This is a genomic window from Enterovirga sp. (assembly GCF_035325185.1).
In the GTDB taxonomy this organism is placed as follows: domain Bacteria; phylum Pseudomonadota; class Alphaproteobacteria; order Rhizobiales; family Beijerinckiaceae; genus Enterovirga.
This window is the reverse complement of record NZ_DAOLAJ010000021.1, coordinates 28,346-50,121: the sequence shown is the minus strand read 5'-3', so window position 1 is coordinate 50,121 and position 21,776 is coordinate 28,346. Positions and strand designations below refer to the sequence as shown.

The following is a 21,776-nucleotide window of genomic DNA, read 5'->3' as shown; positions in this document are numbered from 1 at the left end:
GCAAGGACGCCACCGTGGCCACGCCGTACGACTGGCTGACCGCCTCTATCGAGGTGGTGCGCGACCGCATCATCGACCAATGGATCAAGGCGACCAAGGAAGCCTACGAGGAAAAGGAAAAGCGCGTCTACTACCTGTCGCTGGAGTTCCTCATCGGCCGGCTGATGCGCGACGCCTTTTCCAACCTCGGCGTGATGGAGACGATGCGCGCCGCGCTCGCCTCGCTAGGCGTCGATCTCGACCTGATCGCCGGGCTGGAGCCGGATGCGGCGCTCGGCAACGGCGGGCTGGGGCGGCTGGCCGCCTGCTTCATGGAGTCCATGGCCTCGCTCGGCCTGCCGGCCCACGGCTACGGCATCCGCTACGATTACGGCATCTTCCGGCAGGTTCTCGCGGAGGGCGTCCAGCACGAGGTCCCGGAGGATTGGCTCGCCTTCGGCAACCCTTGGGAATTCGAGCGGCCCGACCTCTCCTGCCCGGTGGGATTCGGCGGCCATGTCGAGGAGGTGACAGAGGAAGACGGAGCCGTCCGCCACGTCTGGCACCCGGCCGAGACGGTGACGGCCGTCCCCTACGACACCCCGGTCGTGGGCTGGCGCGGCCGGCGCGTGAACACGCTGCGGCTCTGGTCGGCCCGCGCGCCCTCCCCGCTCGATCTCGACGCGTTCAACCGGGGCGACCATGTCGGCGCCACGGCCGGGCGGGCCCGCGCCGAGGCCATTTCCCGCGTCCTCTATCCTTCGGACGAAAGTCCGGCGGGGCGCGAGCTGCGCCTGCGGCAGGAATACTTCTTCACCTCGGCCTCGCTCCGGGACCTGATGCGGCGCCACCCCGACCCCGGCAAGCTGCACGAGCATGCGGCGGTCCAGCTCAACGACACCCATCCCGCCCTCGCCGTCGCCGAATTGATGCGCCTCCTCGTCGACGAAAAGGGCATCGGCTGGGAGCAAGCCTGGACGGTCACCCGCGAGACCCTGAGCTACACCAACCACACCCTCCTGCCCGAGGCCCTGGAGACCTGGCCGGTCGAGCTGATGGAGCGGCTCCTGCCGCGCCACATGCAGATCATCTACCTGATCAACTGGCACAGCCTCCAAAGCCTGGAAGGGCCGCGGACGGAGGATTTCATCCGAAGCGTCTCGCTGATCGACGAGACGAGCGGCCGCCGCGTGCGGATGGGCCACCTCGCCTTCCTCGGCTCGCACAAGGTGAACGGCGTCTCCGCGCTGCATACGGACCTCATGCGCGAGACGGTCTTCCGGGATCTGGCGTCGCTCCATCCCGGCCGGATCGTCAACAAGACCAACGGCATCACCTTCCGCCGCTGGCTCCAGCAGGCGAATCCCGGCCTGACCGCGATCCTGGTCGACGTCCTCGGCCCCGGAATTCTCGACGATCCGGGCCTGCTCGCGGGCCTCGCGGCCCATGAGGGCGACCCCGCCCTGCGCGAGCGCCTCCGGGCGGCGAGGGCGCGCAACAAGATCGCGCTCGCGCGGCTGATCGAGGAGCGGGCAGGCACCCGCGTCGATCCGTCCGCGATCTTCGACGTCCAGGTCAAGCGGATCCACGAATACAAGCGCCAGCTTCTCAACCTCGTCGAGACCGCCGCGCTCTACGAGGCGATCCGCGCCGAGCCGCACCGGAACTGGACGCCGCGCGTCAAGATCATGGCCGGCAAGGCGGCGCCGAGCTATCACAAAGCCAAGCTGATCATCCGCCTCGCCCACGACCTCGGCCGCCGGATCGAGGAGGACCCGTCGATGCGCGGGCGGCTGAAGCTCGTCTTCCTGCCGAACTACAATGTCAGCCTCGCCGAGCGGATCGTCCCGGCCGCCGACCTCTCCGAGCAGATCTCGACCGCCGGCATGGAAGCCTCGGGCACCGGCAACATGAAATTCGCGCTGAACGGCGCGCTCACCATCGGCACGCTCGACGGGGCCAATGTCGAGATCCGCGAGCATGTGGGGCCTGACAACATCACGATCTTCGGCCTGACGGCGCCGGAAGTGGCGATACGCCGCTCCGATCCCGACCACGGCCGCGCCGCCATCGCCCGCTCGCCCCGCCTCGCTTCCGCGCTCCATCTCATCCGGTCGGGGGGCGTCTCGCCGGACGAGAAAGGCCGCTACGCCGCCCTCGTGGACGGCCTTTCCGACGACGACGCCTTCATGGTGACCGACGATTTCGACGCCTATTGGGAGGCCCAGCGCGGGCTCGACGCGCTCTGGGCCGACCAAGCCGCCTGGTGGCGCCGCAGCATCGCCAACACGGCAGGCATGGCCTGGTTCTCGTCCGACCGGACGATCCGGGAATATGCCCAGGATATCTGGCGCATGCCCGTGGAGTGAGAGGACGTCGCCGGCGGTTCGGGCTGCCTATCAGTCCGCCGCCCCGCCGCCGGTGGCTGCGCCCGGATCGGGCCGCGTCTTCCTCGGCCCCCGCAGCCTCGCGATTTCCGCGAGGCGCCGGGCCATGGCCTCGCCGGCCGCCCTGTAGCCAAACCGGCGCTCCAGATCGCGCCTCGCTCTCCCGCCCAATTCGCGCGCGAAGGCGGGATCGTCGAACAGCCTGCGCATCTGCCGGGCGGCATGCGCGACCGAGGGCTCGGCCCAATGCAATCCCGCCTCGAAAGACGGGATGCCGTCTTGCGGCGGGACCAGCCGGCAATCGACCAGCAGGCTGTTGTCGTCGTCCATGAAGTCGAGATTGCCCGAGAATCGCGTGGCGACGACGGGCCGCCCGAGCAGCATGGCCTCGGCCATCGTGAAGCCCAGGCCCTCGCCGCGGTGCAGGGAGACATAGGCATCGCCGGCCGCGATCAGGCTCAGCGTCTCCCGGCGCGAAAACGTCCCATCGATGACCGTGACGTTCGCGCCCTCGGCGGCCGCCTCCAGCAGCGCGAGCGAGGCCGGATGCTCCTCCCCGAACGAGGTCTTGACGACGAGCCGGGCGCGCGCCTCCCCGGCGAAGGCCTTCTTGAACGCCTCGATCAGGCCGAGCGGATTCTTGCGCTCCATCCCGCTCGTCATGGGAAACGCGAAGACGAACACGAACTCGTCACCGAGGCCGAAGGCGGAGCGCGGCAACGGCTCGAAGGGCTCGATCTCGATGCCCGGCCGCATGACGTGCACCGGCTGGCGGCAGCGCTTCCTCAGGCGGCTCGCGACGAATTCCGTCGGGGCCCATAGCTCGTCGCATTGAAGGGCCATGCGGTCCCAGGAGGCCGGGATCTCGTCGAACTCCCCGTACCAGTAGCCGATCCGGTAGGTCGCCTCCTTCCGCGGCCGCAATCCGGCGAGGGGAAAGGCCCGCAGGAAAAGCGGCTCCGGCTGGACGTGGATAATCGTGGTGTCATGGACTTCCAGCCCCTGGAAGCGATGGCCGATCGCCTGGTCTGTCGGCAGCGAGACCGGAACGTCGCGCAGGCTGCACGCGACGCCGTTCAGGGCGAGGCCCTTCGCGATGCTCTCGCTGGAACTGCGCAGGCCGGACAGGCAGGCGAAATGTCCCAGGATATTCACGCCCGGCTGGACGATCTCGCGCGCCAGGCCGCGGTCGAGGCGCTCCGACAGCCAGGAGCGGGGCAGGAAATGCAGATCGCAGGCACGCGAGGCGAGGTGATCCAGCAGCGCCTGCGCCGAATCCTCATCCTCCATGGCTCCGGGAAAGCGTGCGCGCCAATCCGGGCGCGCGGCATAGGCGACGCGGATCTGGTCCGCATCGCTCATGATCGTCGGATACGTCTGGGCGAAGATGCCGTCATCGGAGCAGCCATGGGTCTCCGCCACCCACTCGGCCAGCTTCGCGACGCCGAAGACCGTCCCCCCGTCCGGCACAGCCTCCTGCCAGGACGGGGTCATGGCCCAGGTCTCGCAGAGGGCGGCCTGGGCGTCCTGCGCATTCGCGACGAGAAACCACCAGACGCTCTCCAGCGTGACGGCCTCGCCACCGAGCGCCGCGAACAGGACCCGGCAAGCCTCCCCGGCGCCGCCCGGCAGCAGGAACAGCGGCACCTCCTGCCGCAGCGAGCGGTCGAAGACCAGGATTTGGCGGGCGGACGCGCCGAGATCGGCCTCGAAAGCCGCGTCGATCCAGGCGCGATGCTCCGGCGGGAGGCCGAGCAGGCGCAGCCCCTCGGTCTTGACCCAGAGGGCGAAGCCGCCCTGCGCTCCGTCCCGCAAGGCGGTCGGGAAGAGCGCGCGAAGGTCCCGACGCCGCCGGATGAATTCCAGCACGATCCGCGCCCCCGCCCGGAGGCCGGGTTCCATGTCAAGCGGATCGAAGGGCCAGTTCACCTCGCTCCACGGGATCCCGGCGGCCGTTGCCACGGCACCGTCATCGAAGATGTCGAGCGCTCCGCCGGCCTGTCCCGCGAGCCGATCCACGTCGACCTGGATCGGGGTCGGGCCACCGCCGGCCGCGGGAGCCTTGCGCAGAACCGGCACGAAGCTCCCGGTATCGAGGCCCGGATGGAAGAACGGGTCGGCGGCCAGGCCACAGGAGCGGATATGCCTCGCGAAAAGGATCTGGTCGCTCGAGGGATTGGTATATCCGCGCGAAGCGCCTTCGTGATGCACGAGCACGGCAGAGGGCACATAGACCGTTCGGAAGCCCGCCCGGGCGATATCCATGCACAGCGCGACGTCGCTGTACGAAATCCGAAAGCGCTCGTCGTAGCCCCCGACGAGATCGAACCTCTCGCGCCGCATGAGCTGGCAGGCCCCCGTCACGGCGATGCAATTGCGCGTGGTATTCGGCGTGCCGATCGGCCCCCAGTGATTTTCGGGCGCACGATGGAACACGTGGGCGGCGAGCGTGAACAGGCCCAGCACGACCCCCGCATGCTGAATCCCGCCGTCCGGGTAGAGCAGCTTCGCGCCGACCACGCCGATTCCGGGCTCGCTCGCCTGCCGGACCAGCTCGTCGAGCCAATCCGGCTGGATCACCTCGATATCGTTGTTCAGGAACAACAGGAACTCGCCGCGGGCTTCGGCGGCGCCGAGATTGCAGGCGCGCGAATAGTTGAAAGCCTCGTCGAACGGCACGATCCGAGCCGCCTTTTCCCGAAGCTCGTCGTAAAGCTCGAGCGTTTCCGGCTCGGCCGAGCCGTTATCGACGATGATCAACTCGAAATTGTCGTAGGCTGTCTTGTGATAGAGACCGTCGGCGCAGACGCGCAGCAGATGAGAACGGTCCTTGTTCGGGATGATGACGGAAACGAGCGGGCGCTCGGGGAGCGCCCAGCTCGCCCGGAAGGTCCCGTCCGGCGCGCGGGTGACGCGGGCCTCCCGGCCGCGCCGGCGCCAGCAGGCTTCGAGAACCTCGACATGGTGCCGGGCATCGCCCTCGGGGAGCCTGCGGTCCCGCGCATCTTCGCCGGCGCGCCGGCACAGGATCTCGGGCAGGTGCGCGATCGCCCGCGTGCGCTCGGCGACGCGCAAATTCAGATCCCATTCCGCCGCGGCCCCCGCCGCAGCCGAGGGGAGCGCCCCGAGCGCGACGCTCCGGCGGATCGCCGTGAGCCGGCCGAAATAATTATAGGCCGTGAGAAGATCCGGCGACCAGCCGGGCTTGAGCACCGCCTTGCCGCCGGACGGCTTGCAGACCTGACGCTCGTCGCCATAAGCGACGTCGCAGGCCCGATCGAGGATGAATCCCGACAGCCTCGCGAGCGCATCCTCCTCGACGACATCGCCCGCGTCGAGGAGGACGATGAAATCCTTCCTCGCCGCAGCGATGGCGGCTGCGAGAAATGCATTTTGCGCCACCGCGACGATCCGGATGTCCGAACCAGCCTCGCTTGTGACGCGGCGCTTCAGTCCCTCGACGGTGTCGGCCGCGGCGGCGCCGGCCGGGCCCAGGACCAGCTCGAAGAAAACGCCGGACTGGACGGCGAGGCTGCGGAAGGTTGCGCGCAGATCGGCTGGGTCTCCATCGGCGCAGATCAGGCTGAAGCTCACGGGCTCCGCCTTGCCGGGCCTCGCGCTCGGCCGCGGATCGGGGGCGAAGGTTCGTCCCTCGCCGAGGCCGAGCTCGATATAGTGCACCAGGGGATTGAACCCGGATGCCGCAACATCCGGGTTGGCGTTCAGGTAGGCGCGGGTGTCGAAACGCGGGCCCGCCGCCCGGCCCTCCGCCACCCCGACTTCAAGAAAATGGGCAAGCGGCCCGCCCGGGAACCCGATCGCATCCGGGTAGGCGCGAACGTACCAGTCAGCATCAAAAAATCCCGACGCTTCTATGATCTTTTTATTTCGAAGAAATCTTTGCTTTGATTTTCTATTCTTCTTGAGAAAGAATAGATTGCGCCACATCGTCGATTTTTCCGCCATAAATCCCAAGGGCACCATCGGTGCAATCGACGAGACATATCGACGTTGAGCCGCAGGTTCAAGAATTTCGCCACCCCGGCGACGGCATGCCCTACGTTCCAGGCCAGACCGGCACGCCGATCAGGAGCGGGTGCAGCCAGCGCGCGAAGACGTACCAGGCGAGCGTGCCGAGGACGAGCGCGACCGCATCCGCCCAGGCGCTGGGGGGAACAGCCGTCGCCTCTGCCGTCTCCGCGCGCCGCTTGAGGCTGATCCGCGCGATCACCGCCCAGGCGAGGAAGCCGCCGAAGAGCAGGATCGAGCCGAGATCGCCATTGGCCAGGAGATGAGCCGTCGCCCACAGCTTCACCGCCACGAGCATCGGATGCTTCAGCACGCGCCGAATATGGCCCGGCAGATACGCCGCCGGAAGGCAGATGAAGGACGCCCAGACGAGCAGCAGCGCGAGATGGCGCGTCCAGAGCGGCGGGTTCCAGATCTCGATCGGGCCCTCGCGCCGATAGACGCCGAAGCCATGGGCGATCAGAACGAGGCCGAGCAGGGCGAGAAGGGAATAGGCGCCCTTGTAGGGCAGCGGCCCCAGGCGCTCGATCAGTGCGGCGCGCGCCGCGCGGCGCGTCGTGAGCAGGTGCACGCCGAGGAACAGCGCCAGCCCCGCGATCAGGAAAGGCATCGCGAATCTCCGAAATGTCCCGGCAAGCTACACCGGGTAGAAGCAGGAGGGAGAATTCGCCGCCGCAGGGAAGTTCCACGCCCGTTGCCCCCCCCGACCGGCCTCCTCGCCGCCCTCGCCGTGCTCGGATGGCCCGCGGCCGCGGCGAGCGCCGCGCCCGCGGCGGCCGCGCCCCCGCCCCTGGTCGCCGTGACGATCGTCGGGGCTCCCGAGACCGTCTATTCCCCTGCGCGCGGCGCCTGCGACGGCGACGACGTCCCCGACGCCAATGCGCGCGCCTTCCGCGATGCCGAGGGTCATGTGGTCCTCTTCGCGATGCATATGAAGAACCGCGCCCTGCGCGGGCCCGATTTCGACCGCCTCGCCCTGGATTGCACGCCGCCCCTCGCCTCGCGGGGCGATCCCGACCCCGCCCGCTACGACGATGCGAGCTGGATCACGGCAACCTGGACCGAGGACGGCAGGCGCGTCGAGGCACTCCTCCATCACGAATACCGGGCGAACACCCATCCGGGCCGCTGCACGCATCGGGACTACCTCGCCTGCTGGTACAACACGGTCGTCGCGGCCCGGTCCGCGGATGGGGGGCGAAGCTTCCAGCGCGATTCGCCGCCAGCCGTCGTCGCGGCTCCCCCCTTCCGGCAGGAGGTGGGGCAGGGCCGCCATCGCGGCTTCTTCAACCCCTCCAACATCTTCGGCGAGGGCCGCCACCGCTACATGATGACCTCGAGCACGGGCTGGGCGGGCCAGCCCGGCGGCCCCTGCCTCTTCCGCACCGACACCCCCGACAGGCCGGAGAGCTGGCTGGCCTTCGACGGCCGGGCCTTTTCCATCCGCTTCGGCGATCCCTATCGGGACGCGCCGAAGCCGAAGCCCTGCCAGGTCCTCGCCCCCTTTCCGGCCCCGGTCGGGGCGGTGGTCCGCCACCGGGCCAGCGGCGCCTGGATCGCCGTCTTCCAGGCCAGGGCGGATGGGCGCCTCTTCCCGCAATCGGGCTTCTACACCACCGCCTCGCGCGACCTTCTGCATTGGGACGAGCCGCGGCTCCTGCTCGCCGGCGCGACCCTCTACGACGATCCCTGCGGGGCGGGCGGAAGCCTCGTCAACTATCCCTCGATCATCGACCGCAACGCCCGCGGCCGGAACTTCGACGATATCGGCGACACGGCCGATCTGTACTTCACGCGCCTCGCGGTCGAGGGCTGCCGCGTGACCTCGGACCGGGAGCTGCTGCGCCGCCGGCTGGCGATCAAGGTCCTCTGACGACTGGCCCGCCCTCCCCGAACCCGCGCCCGGCGACGCAAGCGGAAGCAAGGACGGACGACGTTTCAGCCATGCTTCCAAGGCGGACATGCGGGCCAACTTCGGACGTCCGTACAGGATAGGACAGTACATATTCGAACGATACGGCTGCTTTGAAGGCAAAAAATCCTATATCTTGGGAGGACACACAAGCTTTCGTGAGATCTATCCGGCGATCGCGAACCGTCTTCAAGCCACGCGTCGGGCCGGAAATACCAGACGCGACATGAACGATCCGGGTTTTTGTTCGTTGGCTGCCCATGTTCTCGCTCAATCATGGAGGCATACTGATGAACAGACCGACGCTGACCACCCTTCTCCTCGCTTCCTGCCTCGCGGCAGGCTCGGCAAGCGCGCAGACCACGGCCCCGTCATCGCCCGCGCCGGGCATGACTCCGGCCGAACGGACTGTGCCGTCCGAGCGGTTCGTAAAGATGCAGGGCATGGACGAATTCAAGGCGTCGAAATTCGTGGGCCTCGCCGTCTATGGCAGCGAAGGCGAGAAGATCGGGGATGTGAGCGAAATCCTGCTCGATGCACGCGGGAACGCGAAGGCCGTCGTGATCGGCGTCGGCGGCTTCCTGGGAATCGGCCAGAAAAACGTCGCCCTGCCCTGGTCGGCCGTCACCTGGTCGAACGAAGCGGCCCCCAGCCGCACGGCCGGGGCCGATCGGCCGTCCACGACGGGAAGCACGACACGTCCCGCCAACCCGATGGGAACCGGCCCTGCCGGCATGCCGCCGACCCGCGGCCCGGCCGAGCAGGCCGCCTATAACGGCTACCCGGATCACGGGGTGGTCCGATTGTCCAAGGCCGAGTTGAAGGAGGCCCCCGCCTTCCGATACGTGGCGGATACCGGCTCGACCAGCCGCTAGCGGCAATCGGCCAACAAGCCTCGGCGCCCCGGCGCCGAGGCTCACTCGATTCTCTGCCGGCTACAGGGATCCCGATTCGATGTTCGCCGCGCGCGTTTCGAGCGTCCTGCGGTTGATGGCCAGCGCGAGCAGGGTGCAGATGGCTCCCGAGAGGAGATAGACGCCGACCCAGGCGAGGCCGAGGCGGCTCGAAACCGTCAGCGCGACGAGGGGAGCGAAGCCCGCCCCGATGAGCCATGCCAGGTCGGAGGTCACGGCCGAGCCGGTATAGCGATAGCCGGCCTCGAAATTGGAGGCGACGGCGCCCGCGGCCTGCCCGTAGGAGAGGCCGAGGAGGCCGAAGCCGACGACGACATAGATGGTCTGCCCCGCGAGGCTGTCGCCGAAGACGAGCGGCGCGGCGATGCTGCACAGGCTGAACACGCCGATCAGCGCCGCGGTGATGGCCAGGAGGGTCTTGCGCCCGATCAGATCGGCGATCAGGCCGGAGGTCATCATCGAGCCGCCCCCCACGATGGCGCCGGCCACCTGCACCATCAGGAACTCGGCGACCGAGCGGCGGGTGAACAGGTTGATCCAGCTCACCGGAAAGATCGTGACGAGGTGGAAGAGCGCGTAGCTCGCGAGCGGCACGAAAGCGCCGATCAGGACGTCGCGGCCGCTGGACCGCAGCACCTCCGAGATCGGCACCGCCTGGAGGTCGCGGCTCTCGAAGAGATCGGCGAATTCGGGCGTCGCGACGATGCGCAGCCGCGCGAAGAGGGCCACGACGTTGATCGTCATGGCCACGAAGAACGGGTAGCGCCAGCCCCAGCTCTGGAAATCCTCCGCGGTGAGTGAATCGAGGAAGAAGGCGAAGAGGCTCGCCGCCAGGATGAAGCCGAGGGGCGCGCCGAGCTGCGGCAGCATCGCGTACCAACCGCGCCGATTCGGCGGCGCGTTCAGGGCGAGGAGCGAGGAGAGCCCGTCCCAGGCGCCGCCGAGCGCGAGCCCCTGTCCGACCCGGCACAGGATGAGGATGAAGGCGGACCAGTGGCCGATGGTCGCATAGCCGGGAAGGAAAGCGACGGAAGCCGTGCATAATCCCAGCAGGAACAACGCGATGGTCAGCTTGGCGACGCGGCCGTGCCGCCGGTCGACCGCCATGAAGATCACGGAGCCGAGCGGCCTGACGACGAAGGCGAGCGCGAAGACCATGAACGCGTAGAGGGTGCCGGTCACCCGGTCCACGAAGGGAAAGACCAGCGTCGGGAACACCAGCACGCAGCCGATGCCGAAGACGAAGAAATCGAAGAATTCCGACGTCCGGCCGATGATCACCCCGAGCGCGATCTCGCTCGGCTCGACCTTGTGGTGGTGGTGATCGTCGGAAGCGGCCCTCGCGCCGGGTCCGATCGCCGCGCTGTTGGGGTCGGCAGCTGCTGCGGTGCTCATGACCGTTTCCCTGCTGGTGCGAGACGGCGTTCGGAATGTCTAGCGCCGCGCGTTCCGACTGGATTAGGATGCGAACGGCCGGCGCGTCAAACGCCGCGGTTCGGGAGGGGGGCATCCGTTGGTTTTGCATCGGACGAAGATGACGTTGCCCCGGAAGCCGGCGCGGCCCGCGCTCTTCGCGCGGCGCGCCTCGGCCCTCCTGCTCCTGCCGCTCCTCGCGCTGCTGGGCGGCTGCCAGGCCGTGCTGCTCTCTCCCTCGGGGGACGTGGCCCTTCAGCAGCGCAACCTGATGCTCGTCTCGACGGCGCTGATGCTCATGATCGTCGTGCCGGTGATGGCGCTGATCGTCTACGTCGCCTGGCGCTACAGGGCCACCAACCAGGCTTCCGAGGCCGAATACGCGCCGGAATGGAATCACTCCCTGCCTCTCGAAGTGGCGATCTGGACCGCGCCGCTCCTCATCATCATCGCCATTGGAGCCATCACCTGGCTCAGCACCCATCTTCTCGATCCGTTCCGGCCGCTCGGGCGAATCGACACGAATCGGCACATTCCCCAGCTCACCGAACCGCTCCAGGTCGAGGTCGTCGCGCTCGACTGGAAATGGCTGTTCATCTATCCCGAGCTCGGCATCGCCTCGCTGAACGAGATGGCCGCGCCCGTCGACCGGCCGATCTCCTTCCGAATCACGGCGTCGCACGTGATGAACTCGTTCTACGTCCCGGCCCTGGCGGGGCAGATCTACGCGATGCCGGCCATGCAGACGCAGCTTCACGCCGTCATCAACGAGCCGGGCGCCTATAAGGGCTTCTCGGCCAATTACAGCGGCGCGGGCTTCGCGCGCATGACCTTCACCTTCCACGGCCTCGAGGACAGCGACTTCGACAAGTGGGTCGCCAAGGCGAAGAGCCAGGGCACCGGGCTCGACCGCGCCGTCTACACGGAAATCGCGAAGCCGAGCGAGGCCGATCCCGTGCGGTATTTCTCCACCGTCGAGAAGGGGCTCTTCAATGCGATCGTCAACATGTGCACGGCCCCCGGCCAGATGTGCGTGGATGAGATGATGCGAATCGACGCCAAGGGGGGCGCGGGCGTCCATAGCCGGGAGAACCGGGAGCGCCTGCGCTACGACCGGGTGCGCGACGTCCCCGGCCACGGGGCGGGACACGAGACGCCCGCCGCCCCCGCTCCCGGGGCGAACGGGGGGCACCAGGGCCATGGCGGCCCCGCCCCGGCCAAGTCCGGGATCTGACCGAGCACAGAACGGCGGGGGCCGGCAGGCCGCGCAAACACAAGATCGACGAGACTCAGAATGTCCTCAGGCTCCACCCTTCAACATCTGATCTTCGGCCGCCTCACGCTCGATGCGATTCCCTACCACGAGCCCATCCTGATCGTGACGTTCCTCGGCGTGGCGGTCGGCGGGATCGCCCTCGTCGCCCTCCTCACGCGTCTCAAGCTGTGGGGCTACCTGTGGACGAACTGGATCACCAGCGTCGACCACAAGAAGATCGGGATCATGTACATGATCCTCGGCCTCATCATGCTGCTGCGCGGCTTCTCCGACGCGCTGCTGATGCGGGCCCAGCAATCGGTCGCCTTCGGCGCCAACGAGGGCTTTCTTCCTTCCCACCATTACGACCAGATCTTCACCGCCCACGGCGTCATCATGATCTTCTTCGTGGCGATGCCGTTCGTCACGGGCCTCATGAACTACGTGGTGCCCCTGCAGATCGGCGCGCGGGACGTGGCCTTTCCCTTCCTGAACAATTTCAGCTTCTGGATGACGGTCGGCGGCGCGGTCCTGATCATGGCGTCGCTGTTCGTGGGCGAGTTCGCCCGCACCGGCTGGCTCGCCTATCCGCCGCTCTCGGGGGCGGCCTATAGTCCGGGCGTCGGGATGGACTACTATCTCTGGGCGCTTCAGATCGCGGGCGTCGGGACCACGCTCTCCGGCATCAACCTCATCGCGACGATCGTGAAGATGCGCTGCCCCGGCATGACGATGATGCGCCTGCCCGTCTTCACCTGGACCTCGCTCTGCACGAACGTCCTGATCGTGGCGACCTTCCCGGTCCTCGCCGCCACGCTCGCGCTCCTGACCCTCGACCGCTATGTCGGCACGAACTTCTTCACGAACGACCTCGGCGGCAACCCGATGATGTACGTGAACCTGATCTGGATCTGGGGCCACCCGGAGGTCTACATCCTGGTCCTGCCGGTTTTCGGCGTGTATTCCGAGATCGTCTCGACCTTCTGCGGCAAGCGGCTCTTCGGCTACGCCTCGATGGTCTATGCGACGGTCTGCATCACGATCCTGTCCTACCTCGTCTGGCTGCATCACTTCTTCACGATGGGGGCCGGCGCGAGCGTGAACTCGTTCTTCGGGATCGCCACCATGGTCATCTCGATCCCGACCGGGGCCAAGATCTTCAACTGGCTGTTCACGATGTATCGGGGCCGCATCCAGTTCGAGGTGCCGATGATGTGGACGGTGTCCTTCATGCTGACCTTCGCGATCGGCGGCATGACGGGCGTCATGCTGGCCGTGCCGCCGGCCGACTTCATCCTGCACAACAGCCTGTTCCTGATCGCCCATTTCCACAACGTGATCATCGGCGGTGTCGTGTTCGGCATCTTCGCCGCCATCACCTTCTGGTTCCCCAAGGCCTTCGGCTACAAGCTGGACCCGTTCTGGGGGAAATGGTCCTGCATCCTCTGGGTCTCGGGGTTCTGGGTCGCCTTCACGCCGCTCTACGTGCTCGGCCTGATGGGGATCACGCGCCGCCTGAACCGGTTCGAGGACACCTCGCTCCAGATCTGGTTCGTGATCGCGGCCCTCGGCGCGCTCCTGATCGCCGCCGGCATCGGCTGCTTCCTGATCCAGCTCGTGGTCAGCTACCTGCGGCGCGAGGAGCTTCGCGACGTGACGGGGGATCCGTGGGGCGGGCGCACGCTCGAATGGTCCACCTCCTCGCCCCCCCCGGACTACAACTTCGCCTTCACGCCGGTCGTGCACGAGCTCGATGCCTGGGCGGACATGAAGAAGCGGGGCTACCGGCGGCCGATGGGCGGGTTCCGGCCCATCCACATGCCCAGGAACACGTGGGCCGGTGTGGTCCTGGCCGGCCTCTCCACCGTCTGCGGCTTCGCGCTGATCTGGTACATCTGGTGGCTCGCGGCCTTGTCCTTCGCGGCGGTGATCGCCACGGCGATCTTCCACACCTTCGACTACGATCGCGATTTCCACATCCCGGCCGACGAGGTCGTCCGAACCGAAGAGCAGCGCTCGCAGCTGCTCGGGCAGGCGTGACATCATGAGCGATCATGCGACCGCGCTGAGCGGATACGACCGGAACGTCTTTTACGTCCAGGAAGAGCACGGGCACCACGAAGGCTCGACCATGCTCGGCTTCTGGATGTACCTGATGAGCGACTGCCTCGTCTTCGCCATCCTCTTCGCGACCTACGGAGTCCTGGGCCGCTCCTTCGCCGCCGGGCCCTCCGGCGCCGACCTGTTCGACCTGCGGCTCGTCGCCCTCAACACGGCGATGCTGCTCTTCTCCTCCATCACCTACGGCTTCGCCATGCTGGCCATGAACGGCCACGATGCCGGGGCGACGCACGGCCGGCGCTTCCTCGCCAAGTTCCAGGGCGCGGCCAATGCGGCGAAGGTGGAGCAGACCATCTCCCGCGTCTTCGGCGATGCCGGGCGGATGCAGGTGTGGCTCGTCGTGACCGGCCTCTTCGGCGCGGCCTTCATCGCCATCGAGCTCTACGAGTTCTCCCATCTCATCCACGAGGGCGCGACGCCGCAGCGCAGCGCCTTCCTGTCCGCCTTCTACGCGCTCGTCGGCACGCACGGGACGCACGTCACCTTCGGCCTGATCTGGCTCGTGACGCTGATGGTCCAGGTGAAGAGGCGGGGCCTGATTCCCGAGAACCGGCGCCGGCTGCTGTGCCTCAGCATGTTCTGGCACTTCCTCGACGTCGTCTGGATCGGCGTCTTCACCTTCGTCTACCTGATGGGTGTGCTGCCATGAGCGGAGCCGCAGCCGAAACGCCGCATGCCGAAGCCGGCCACGGCCACGGGGAAGCCCATCATCATCACGACGCGACCGGGCACGGCACGCTGCGCGACTACGTCACCGGGTTCGTCCTCTCCGTCATCCTGACCGCCATTCCCTTCTGGCTGGTCATGGGCAACGTGCTCGGCAGCTCGGTCGCCACGGCCCTCACGGTCATGGCCTTCGCCGTGGTCCAGATCGTGGTCCACGCGGTCTATTTCCTGCACATGAATACGAGATCCGAAGGCGGCTGGACGATGCTCGCCTTCATCTTCACCATCATCGTCGTGGTCATCTGCCTCTCGGGATCCCTGTGGGTGATGTACCATCTCAACGACAACATGATGCCGCCCCACACCATGCACGACATGCGCACCATGCCGTGAGCGAGGCCGGAAGGGGGGATCGCGATCCCCCCGCCGCGGACGCGGTGCGGACGCGGCGGCAGGCGATCGTCATCGGCCTCCTCGCCGCGACCGCCGCCGTCACCTGTTTCGGGCTTGGAATCTGGCAGCTCGAGCGGCGGGCCTGGAAGCTCGACCTGATCGCGCGCGTCGAAACGCGCAGCACCGCGCCTCCCGCCGCGCTCCCGCCCCCCTCCGACTGGACCGGCCCCGCCCTCGCCGGGTTGGAATATCGCCGGGTGAGCGCATCGGGGCGCTTTCGGCACGACCTCGAGACCTTCGTCCAGGCCGTGACCGAATACGGGCCCGGCTTCTGGGTGCTGACGCCGCTCGAGACGGAGGGCGGCTTCACCGTCCTCGTCAACCGGGGCTTCGTGCCGCCCGAGCGACGCGACGCGGCGAGCCGCGCCGCCGGCAATGTCGGTGGGACCATCCATGTGACCGGGCTCGCGCGCCTGAGCGAACCGGGCGGCGCCTTCCTGCGCAGGAACGACCCGGCGGCCGATCGCTGGTATTCGCGCGACATCGCGGCGATCGCGGCCGCGCGCGGCCTCGACCGCGTGGCGCCCTATTTCGTGGACGCCGACGCGACGCCCAATCCCGGCGGATGGCCCGTCGGCGGGCTCACGGTGCTCGCCTTCCGCAACACGCATCTCGTCTATGCGCTGACCTGGTTCGCGCTGGCGCTGATGGCGACGGGCGCCCTCGCCTATCTCATCCGCCAGGAAGCCGCGTCCCGTGGCGGAAAGCACACATCTCCGTGAGACGATGCTCCGCGCCGCCCCCGGTGCCTTGATCGAGCCACGTTCCTGGGCTGGTAGCATGCCACGGGCGATCGAAGGAACATCCGTGGCCATTCTCTCCAATTTCCAGATCACCGATCTCATCGCCCATTACGGCTACTTCGCCATTTTCGGCGTGATCCTGCTGGAAAGCGCAGGACTTCCTCTTCCGGGAGAGACGATCCTCCTGTCCACCGCCGTCTATGCCGGCTCGACCGGCCAACTCGACATTCGGCTGATCGTCGGGGCCGCAATGGTCGCGGCGATCCTCGGCGACAATATCGGCTATTGGGCGGGGCGCTGCTTCGGGCTGCCGCTCCTCGTGCGCTACGGCCACAAGATCGGGCTCGACCACGGGCGCCTCAAGCTCGGCCAGTATCTCTTCCAGAAGCATGGCGGGAAGATCGTCTTCTTCGGCCGCTTCACCGCCATGCTGCGGGCCTATGCGGCGGTCCTGGCCGGCGTGAACCGCCTGGACAGCCGCCGCTTCATGTTCTTCAACGCGGTCGGAGGCATCGCCTGGGCCTCGCTGATGGGCTTCGGCGCCTATCTGTGCGGGCGCTCGATCGAGCATGTCGTCGGCCCCATCGGCCTCACGCTCCTCGCCCTGGTAATCTTCGGCAGCGTGGCCCTGTGGCGCTTCATGCGACGGCACGAGGCGCGCCTCCTCGTGGCCGCCGAGGCGGCCCTTCCGGGGCCCCTCGTCCGCTAGATTCCCTGCCGGGCCCTCTCTCCCGGCAAACATTTCGCCATGGTTTCGCCGGGTGGGCGTGTCATCCGGTCGCCCGCATGCGTCGGTGCGATTGACCTCGCCACGTCGCGACGATACCTCGCATCCCGTCAGGCTCCCGCCCGCGCGAGCCCGAGGGCTTTCGAAAGCTTCCTCATGCCGTCCTTCCTCCGCCGTGTCCGGCCGCTCCTCCTGTCGGCGATGCTGTCCGCCGCCGCCCTCGCGCCCGCGGGCGCGCAGACCGCCTTCACGCCCGACCAGCGCACGGCCATCGAAGGCATCATCAAGGACTATCTCCTGAAGAACCCGGAAGTGCTTCAGGAGGCCATCGGGGAACTGGAGAAGCGCCAGGCCGATGCGCAGCGCAAGGCGCAGGCCGACGCCCTCGCCGAGGTGCGCGACGAGGTCGTGTCGGCGAAGCACGGGGTCGTCGTCGGCAATCCCCAGGGCGACACCACCCTGGTCGAGTTCTTCGACTACAATTGCGGCTACTGCAAACGCGCGCTCTCCGACCTGCGCGGCCTGATGAAGGCCGATCCGAAGCTTCGCGTCGTGCTGCGCGACCTGCCCGTGCTCGGGCCGGATTCGGTCGAAGCCTCGAAGATCGCCATCGCCGCGAAGGCGCAGCTCTCCGGGGAGAAGGCGTTCGAATACCATTCGCGGCTCCTGGAGAGCCGCGGGCGCGTCGGGGGCGAGCAGGCTTTGGCGCTGGCCAAGTCCATGGGCCTCGACATGCCACGCCTCCAGCGCGACCTGGAGAATGCCGAGATCCGCGCGACCGTCGCCGCCAATATGAGGCTCGCCGAGCGCCTCGGCATGACGGGGACGCCCGCCTATGTCGTCGGCAACGAAGTGATTTCAGGAGCCGTCGGCATCGAGCCCCTGCGGCAGGCGATCGAGACGGCCCGCAAATGCGGGAACGCAAACTGTTGAGCAATCGAGCCATGAGCCGTCAGACGGCCGAGTCCTCCTCGTCCAAGGGCAAGTCGTCGGGCAACCGTCCCTTCGATCCCGAGCTCGTGCGCGAGCTTGCGAACCTCATCTCCGATACGGATCTGACCGAGATCGAGGTCGAGAAGGGCGACTTGCGCATCCGCGTCGCGCGCACGATCTCCGTCGTCGCGGCGCCCGTTGCCGCGCCGGCCGCGATCGCCCCGATGGCGCCGGCCGCCCCCCACGCGGAGGCCAGGGCTGCCGACGCCAAGCACCCCGACGCCATGACCTCGCCCATGGTGGGCACGGCCTATCTGCGCCCGGCGCCGGGCGCGAAGCCCTTCATCGAGATCGGCTCCAAGGTCGCCGTGGGCGACAAGCTCATGCTCATCGAGGCGATGAAGACCTTCAACGACATCGTGGCCGCGCGGGCCGGCACCGTGACCGCCATCTATGTCGAGGACGGACAGCCGGTCGAATACGGAGAGCCGCTCGTGGTGATCGAGTAGGCGGGCGGTGCGCGTGTTCGACAAGATCCTGATCGCCAATCGCGGCGAGATCGCCCTCCGCATCCTGCGGGCCTGCAAGGAACTCGGCATCGCGACCGTCGCGGTCCATTCGACCGCCGATTCGGACGCCATGCATGTCCGCCTCGCCGACGAGAGCGTCTGCATCGGCCCCCCGCCCGCCCGCGAAAGCTACCTCAACATCCCGGCCCTGATCGCCGCCTGCGAGATCACCGGGGCCGACGCCGTCCATCCCGGCTACGGCTTCCTGTCGGAGAATGCGCGATTCGCCGAGGTTCTCGAGCATCACGGCATCGCCTTCATCGGCCCGAAGGCGGAGCATATCCGCATGATGGGCGACAAGATCGAGGCCAAGAAGACGGCGCGCCGCCTCGGCATTCCCTGCGTGCCGGGCTCGGAAGGCGGCATTTCCGACGATGCCGAGGCCGCGCGCGTCGCGGCCGAGATCGGCTTTCCCGTCCTCATCAAGGCGGCCGCCGGCGGCGGCGGACGCGGCATGAAGGTCGCTCGCACCGCCGAGAGTCTCCCCGATGCCCTCGCCACCGCCAAGGCCGAGGCGCTCGCCGCCTTCGGGGACGATGCGGTCTATCTCGAGAAATATCTCGAGAAGCCGCGCCATATCGAGATCCAGGTCCTCGGCGACGGCCAGGGCGGGGCCATCCATCTCGGCGAGCGCGACTGCTCGCTCCAGCGCCGGCACCAGAAGGTCTGGGAAGAAGGCCCCTCCCCCGCCCTCAACGAGGAGGAACGTGCGAAGATCGGCGGCACCGTGGCCCGGGCGATGCAGGAATTGCGCTATGCCGGCGCGGGCACGGTCGAGTTCCTCTATGAGGACGGCCGCTTCTACTTCATCGAGATGAACACCCGCGTGCAGGTGGAGCATCCGGTGACGGAGATGATCACCGGCATCGACATCGTCAACGAGCAGATCCGGGTCGCGGCCGGGGGCCGGCTCTCGGTCACCCAGAGCGAGGTCAGGCTCTCGGGCCATGCCATCGAATGCCGCATCAATGCCGAGCATCCGACCACCTTCCGGCCCTCGCCCGGCCAGATCACCTACTTCCATCCGCCGGGCGGCTTGGGCGTGCGGGTCGATTCGGCCGCCTACCAGGGCTATCGCATCCCGCCCCATTATGATTCGCTGGTCGGCAAGCTCATCGTGCACGGGCGCAACCGCAACGAATGCCTGATGCGCCTGCGCCGCGCGCTCGACGAATTCGTCGTCGACGGGATCGAGACCACGCTGCCGCTCTTCCGCACGCTGGTGCGCAACCCGGATATCCAGAACGGCCAGTACGACATCCATTGGCTGGAGCATTTCCTGGCCAGGGAGGGAGTCGTGGCGTGAGTCGCGCCCGGCGCTGAGGACGCCCGAGCATGGCCGGCCCGCAACGCGCCGAGATCACGCCCGAGATCCTGCTGCGGGCCTATGCCGCGGGCCTCTTCCCCATGGCCCAGGATGCGGACGATCCCGGCCTTTTCTGGGTCGAGCCGGAGCAGCGGGGAATCTTCCCGCTCGACGAGATCCATATTCCCCGCCGGCTCGCGCGGACGGTGCGTCAGGATCCGTTCGAGATCAGGATCGACCACGATTTCGACGCCGTCCTCGCCGGTTGCGCCGAGCCGATGGAGGGTCGCGAGCGGACCTGGATCAGCGGCCGCATCCGGCAGATCTACGGCGCGCTGTTCGAGGCCGGCCATTGCCACACGGTCGAGGCGTGGCAGGAGGGGCGACTGGTCGGCGGGCTCTACGGCGTGCGGCTCGGCGCGGCCTTCTTCGGCGAATCGATGTTCCATCGCGCGCGCGACGCTTCGAAGATCGCCTTCGTGCATCTCGCCGCGCGCCTGCGCCGCGGCCGCTTCCGGCTGCTCGACGCGCAATTCGTGACCGATCACCTCGAAACGCTCGGCGCGGTCGAGCTGGCGCGCGCCGACTACCTGCCGATCCTCGCCGAGGCCGTCGCCGCCGAGGCGCAATGGTGGTCCTGGCCGAGGGGCGAGGCCGTCTCCGGCCGCGAGGCGCTGGACGCGCTCAGCGCGCCGGGTTGAAGCCGCCGTAGCCGGGCGGGCTCGGGGGAGAGGCCGTCGCGCCCTCGTTGGTCGGATAATAGCGCCGGCTGGCCTGGCGCGGCTGCACCTCGCGGCCGCGCGGGCCTTCGACGTCGATCTGCCCGGCGGAATTGGTGCGCTTGGCCTGGCGCTGCTGGCGCTTCTCGGGCTTCGCCTCGGCCGTGGGCGGGGCGTCGTCCTTTTCCTTGGCGTCGGCGATGACGGCCGTGCCGCCCTTACAATCGGTCAGCCAGACGTCATAGATGGGATGCTCGACGCCGTGCAGGCCCGGGCTCGCCGCGAACATCCAGCCCGAGAAGATGCGGCGATACTTGTTGTCGAGCGTCACCTCGTCGACCTCGACGAAGCCATCGGTCTGCGGCGCCTCGGTCGGCGGACGCGAATAGCAGACGCGCGGGGTGATCTGGAGCGCGCCGAACTGCACCGTCTCGTCGACGGCGACGTCGAAGGCGATGATGCGGCCGGTGATCTTGTCGAGGCCGTTGAACACGGCGGTCGGATTCTTGATCTTGTCCGCCCGGGCCGGGGCGAGGGCGAGGAGGACACCTCCCGCGACCAGGAATCCGGCCGCGATCCCCGTCACCGCCTTGATGGCTCTCGTCTGCATTCTCGGCTCAATCCCTCGGCGCGCCGTCCGGCACGCTCTTGCGCCGCGCGATTCCGGCGCGGCTGGCCTTCCGAGCCGTCCCATCTCATGCGCTCTGGACGAAAGTAAGGCTGCCTTGCGCTGCCGGGAGCGGCGCTCCGGTCAGCCGGCTCGATTCGCCGCCTCGTCCGGGGACCAGGCGACGTAATCGCCCGTGGCCGGCGGCCGGCGGCCTGTCGCCTTGGTGGAACCCGGCGGGCGATACGCCTCGGGCGTGCCGGTCATGTTGGGAAGATGCGGCAATTCCCATTCGCGAGGCGTGTAGTTCTCCTCGGAGGGCGGGATGTCGTGGGTATGGGCGAGCCAGGCCCGCCAGGAGGGCGGCACGTTCGACATCTCGACCGTGCCGCTATAGATCACCCAGCGAAGCTCGGGCCCCGCCGAAGGGTCGATGTGGCGGGCGAGCCCCTTGTAGTAGACGTTGCCGAACTCGTCCTCGCCGACCCTCTCGCCGTGCCGGCGGGTGAACCAATAGGTTCCCCAGGTCTGGCCGTTCCACCAGGTGAAGGTGCGGGTGAGGAAGTCGATGAGTTTCATGCCGTCGCCGAACGCTCGCGCCGAAACCTCCGGTTAGGCCGAGCGGCGCCCCGTGTCCAGCGCCGAACGCTCCGATGCATCCGCGCAACGCTCGCATTCTCCTCGCGCCGCCATCCCCGTCATCCACAGCCGCGCACAGCGAAATCGGGCTTCCGGCGATTTCGTCCATGGCCGGACAAGCCTTTGATCCGCTTCGGCAACCCTTTTTTAGGAACCGCCACCCCACCATATCTAGTGTGCGGAACGGCCGCACCACGCAACACGTAGTGGTCCGACCCATGATTGACGGTGAGGCGAGACTCGCACTAGCGTCGAATTCCGCTGCGGATGCGCGCCAGGATGCGCGCCCCCGCGGCCTCCTCAGTGCGACGCGTGCCCCTGCCGGACTGTCTTTCCGGGACGGGCGGAGCCTTGCGCGGCACTGACGGATTTGGAACGGGCGGCGGCCCGGCGCGGAAGGGACG

18 protein-coding genes are annotated in these 21,776 nt (G+C 67.9%); 13 read left to right on the top strand and 5 right to left on the bottom strand.

Annotation, left to right across the window (positions count from 1 at the left end):
• Positions 1-14 precede the first annotated feature (14 nt).
• Positions 15-2,348, top strand: coding sequence for a glycogen/starch/alpha-glucan phosphorylase (locus PKD06_RS06555; RefSeq protein ID WP_324378798.1), 2,334 nt, complete (start codon positions 15-17; stop codon positions 2,346-2,348).
• A 30-nt stretch (positions 2,349-2,378) separates the two neighbouring features.
• Here the strand turns inward: PKD06_RS06555 and PKD06_RS06550 are convergent, their stop codons facing one another.
• Positions 2,379-6,140: a glycosyltransferase gene (locus PKD06_RS06550; RefSeq protein ID WP_324378792.1), complete on the bottom strand. Its 3,762-nt coding sequence runs from the start codon at positions 6,138-6,140 to the stop codon at positions 2,379-2,381.
• A gap of 283 nt (positions 6,141-6,423) precedes the next feature.
• Entirely contained in the window at positions 6,424-7,005 is a 582-nt protein-coding gene (locus PKD06_RS06545; RefSeq protein WP_324378790.1) for an NnrU family protein, read from the bottom strand.
• Between the two features lie 120 nt (positions 7,006-7,125).
• Here PKD06_RS06545 and PKD06_RS06540 point away from each other — a divergent pair, with 120 nt between their 5' ends.
• Together PKD06_RS06540 and PKD06_RS06535 are read left to right on the top strand one after the other, a co-directional pair.
• Positions 7,126-8,268, top strand: coding sequence for a hypothetical protein (locus tag PKD06_RS06540; RefSeq protein ID WP_324378796.1), 1,143 nt, complete (start codon positions 7,126-7,128; stop codon positions 8,266-8,268).
• Positions 8,269-8,597: 329 nt separating this feature from the next.
• Positions 8,598-9,182, top strand: a complete 585-nt coding sequence (locus tag PKD06_RS06535; RefSeq protein WP_324378788.1) for a PRC-barrel domain-containing protein — start codon at positions 8,598-8,600, stop codon at positions 9,180-9,182.
• 60 nt (positions 9,183-9,242) lie between these two features.
• Here the strand turns inward: PKD06_RS06535 and PKD06_RS06530 are convergent, their stop codons facing one another.
• A complete protein-coding gene (locus tag PKD06_RS06530) occupies positions 9,243-10,616 on the bottom strand; it encodes an MFS transporter (protein ID WP_324378786.1) in 1,374 nt (457 codons plus the stop codon).
• A 139-nt stretch (positions 10,617-10,755) separates the two neighbouring features.
• On the opposite strand from PKD06_RS06530, the gene cyoA reads away from it, so the two are divergent.
• The 10 genes from cyoA (at position 10,756) to aat (ending at position 20,108) form a co-directional block, all read left to right on the top strand.
• The gene (cyoA, locus tag PKD06_RS06525) at positions 10,756-11,868 is read left to right on the top strand and encodes a ubiquinol oxidase subunit II (protein WP_324378784.1); all 1,113 of its coding nucleotides are present in this window, start codon (positions 10,756-10,758) and stop codon (positions 11,866-11,868) included.
• A 60-nt stretch (positions 11,869-11,928) separates the two neighbouring features.
• Positions 11,929-13,929: a cytochrome o ubiquinol oxidase subunit I gene (gene cyoB / locus PKD06_RS06520; RefSeq protein ID WP_324378783.1), complete on the top strand. Its 2,001-nt coding sequence runs from the start codon at positions 11,929-11,931 to the stop codon at positions 13,927-13,929.
• A 4-nt stretch (positions 13,930-13,933) separates the two neighbouring features.
• Positions 13,934-14,659 carry a cytochrome (ubi)quinol oxidase subunit III gene (locus PKD06_RS06515; RefSeq protein ID WP_324378781.1) on the top strand — a complete coding sequence of 242 codons (726 nt, stop codon included), beginning with the start codon at positions 13,934-13,936 and terminating at the stop codon, positions 14,657-14,659.
• Entirely contained in the window at positions 14,656-15,069 is a 414-nt protein-coding gene (cyoD, locus tag PKD06_RS06510; protein WP_324378779.1) for a cytochrome o ubiquinol oxidase subunit IV, read from the top strand. The genes PKD06_RS06515 and cyoD overlap by 4 nt, the downstream gene beginning before the upstream one ends.
• Entirely contained in the window at positions 15,066-15,851 is a 786-nt protein-coding gene (locus PKD06_RS06505) for an SURF1 family protein (RefSeq protein ID WP_324378777.1), read from the top strand. Before cyoD ends, PKD06_RS06505 begins: the two co-directional genes overlap by 4 nt.
• Before the next feature lie 85 nt (positions 15,852-15,936).
• On the top strand, positions 15,937-16,581 hold the full coding sequence (locus tag PKD06_RS06500) for a DedA family protein (RefSeq protein WP_324378775.1): 645 nt from the start codon (positions 15,937-15,939) through the stop codon (positions 16,579-16,581).
• Positions 16,582-16,755: 174 nt separating this feature from the next.
• Positions 16,756-17,532 (top strand): DsbA family protein, encoded by a 777-nt coding sequence (locus tag PKD06_RS06495; RefSeq protein ID WP_324378773.1) that lies wholly within the window; start codon positions 16,756-16,758, stop codon positions 17,530-17,532.
• 11 nt (positions 17,533-17,543) lie between these two features.
• Positions 17,544-18,041 carry an acetyl-CoA carboxylase biotin carboxyl carrier protein gene (gene accB / locus PKD06_RS06490; RefSeq protein WP_324378771.1) on the top strand — a complete coding sequence of 166 codons (498 nt, stop codon included), beginning with the start codon at positions 17,544-17,546 and terminating at the stop codon, positions 18,039-18,041.
• 13 nt (positions 18,042-18,054) lie between these two features.
• Positions 18,055-19,407, top strand: coding sequence for an acetyl-CoA carboxylase biotin carboxylase subunit (accC, locus tag PKD06_RS06485; protein WP_324378769.1), 1,353 nt, complete (start codon positions 18,055-18,057; stop codon positions 19,405-19,407).
• A 29-nt stretch (positions 19,408-19,436) separates the two neighbouring features.
• On the top strand, positions 19,437-20,108 hold the full coding sequence (gene aat, locus PKD06_RS06480; protein WP_324378767.1) for a leucyl/phenylalanyl-tRNA--protein transferase: 672 nt from the start codon (positions 19,437-19,439) through the stop codon (positions 20,106-20,108).
• On the opposite strand, the gene PKD06_RS06475 is transcribed toward aat, so the two are convergent.
• Both PKD06_RS06475 and PKD06_RS06470 read right to left on the bottom strand, forming a co-directional pair.
• Positions 20,092-20,736, bottom strand: a complete 645-nt coding sequence (locus tag PKD06_RS06475) for a DUF2155 domain-containing protein (RefSeq protein WP_324378765.1) — start codon at positions 20,734-20,736, stop codon at positions 20,092-20,094. The genes aat and PKD06_RS06475 overlap by 17 nt on opposite strands.
• A gap of 141 nt (positions 20,737-20,877) precedes the next feature.
• Complete coding sequence (locus tag PKD06_RS06470; protein WP_324378763.1) at positions 20,878-21,312, bottom strand: NADH:ubiquinone oxidoreductase subunit NDUFA12; 435 nt, start codon at positions 21,310-21,312, stop codon at positions 20,878-20,880.
• Positions 21,313-21,776 lie beyond the last annotated feature (464 nt).

Excerpts from the sequence above, each read along its gene's own strand:
- PKD06_RS06545 (WP_324378790.1), bottom strand. The coding sequence starts at position 7,005 with ATGCCTTTCCTGATCGCGGGGCTGGCGCTGTTCCTCGGCGTGCACCTG.
- PKD06_RS06535 (WP_324378788.1), top strand. The coding sequence starts at position 8,598 with ATGAACAGACCGACGCTGACCACCCTTCTCCTCGCTTCCTGCCTCGCG.
- PKD06_RS06530 (WP_324378786.1), bottom strand. The coding sequence starts at position 10,616 with ATGAGCACCGCAGCAGCTGCCGACCCCAACAGCGCGGCGATCGGACCC.
- cyoA (WP_324378784.1), top strand. The coding sequence starts at position 10,756 with ATGACGTTGCCCCGGAAGCCGGCGCGGCCCGCGCTCTTCGCGCGGCGC.
- cyoB (WP_324378783.1), top strand. The coding sequence starts at position 11,929 with ATGTCCTCAGGCTCCACCCTTCAACATCTGATCTTCGGCCGCCTCACG.
- PKD06_RS06515 (WP_324378781.1), top strand. The coding sequence starts at position 13,934 with ATGAGCGATCATGCGACCGCGCTGAGCGGATACGACCGGAACGTCTTT.
- cyoD (WP_324378779.1), top strand. The coding sequence starts at position 14,656 with ATGAGCGGAGCCGCAGCCGAAACGCCGCATGCCGAAGCCGGCCACGGC.
- PKD06_RS06495 (WP_324378773.1), top strand. The coding sequence starts at position 16,756 with ATGCCGTCCTTCCTCCGCCGTGTCCGGCCGCTCCTCCTGTCGGCGATG.
- accB (WP_324378771.1), top strand. The coding sequence starts at position 17,544 with ATGAGCCGTCAGACGGCCGAGTCCTCCTCGTCCAAGGGCAAGTCGTCG.
- aat (WP_324378767.1), top strand. The coding sequence starts at position 19,437 with ATGGCCGGCCCGCAACGCGCCGAGATCACGCCCGAGATCCTGCTGCGG.
- PKD06_RS06475 (WP_324378765.1), bottom strand. The coding sequence starts at position 20,736 with ATGCAGACGAGAGCCATCAAGGCGGTGACGGGGATCGCGGCCGGATTC.
- PKD06_RS06470 (WP_324378763.1), bottom strand. The coding sequence starts at position 21,312 with ATGAAACTCATCGACTTCCTCACCCGCACCTTCACCTGGTGGAACGGC.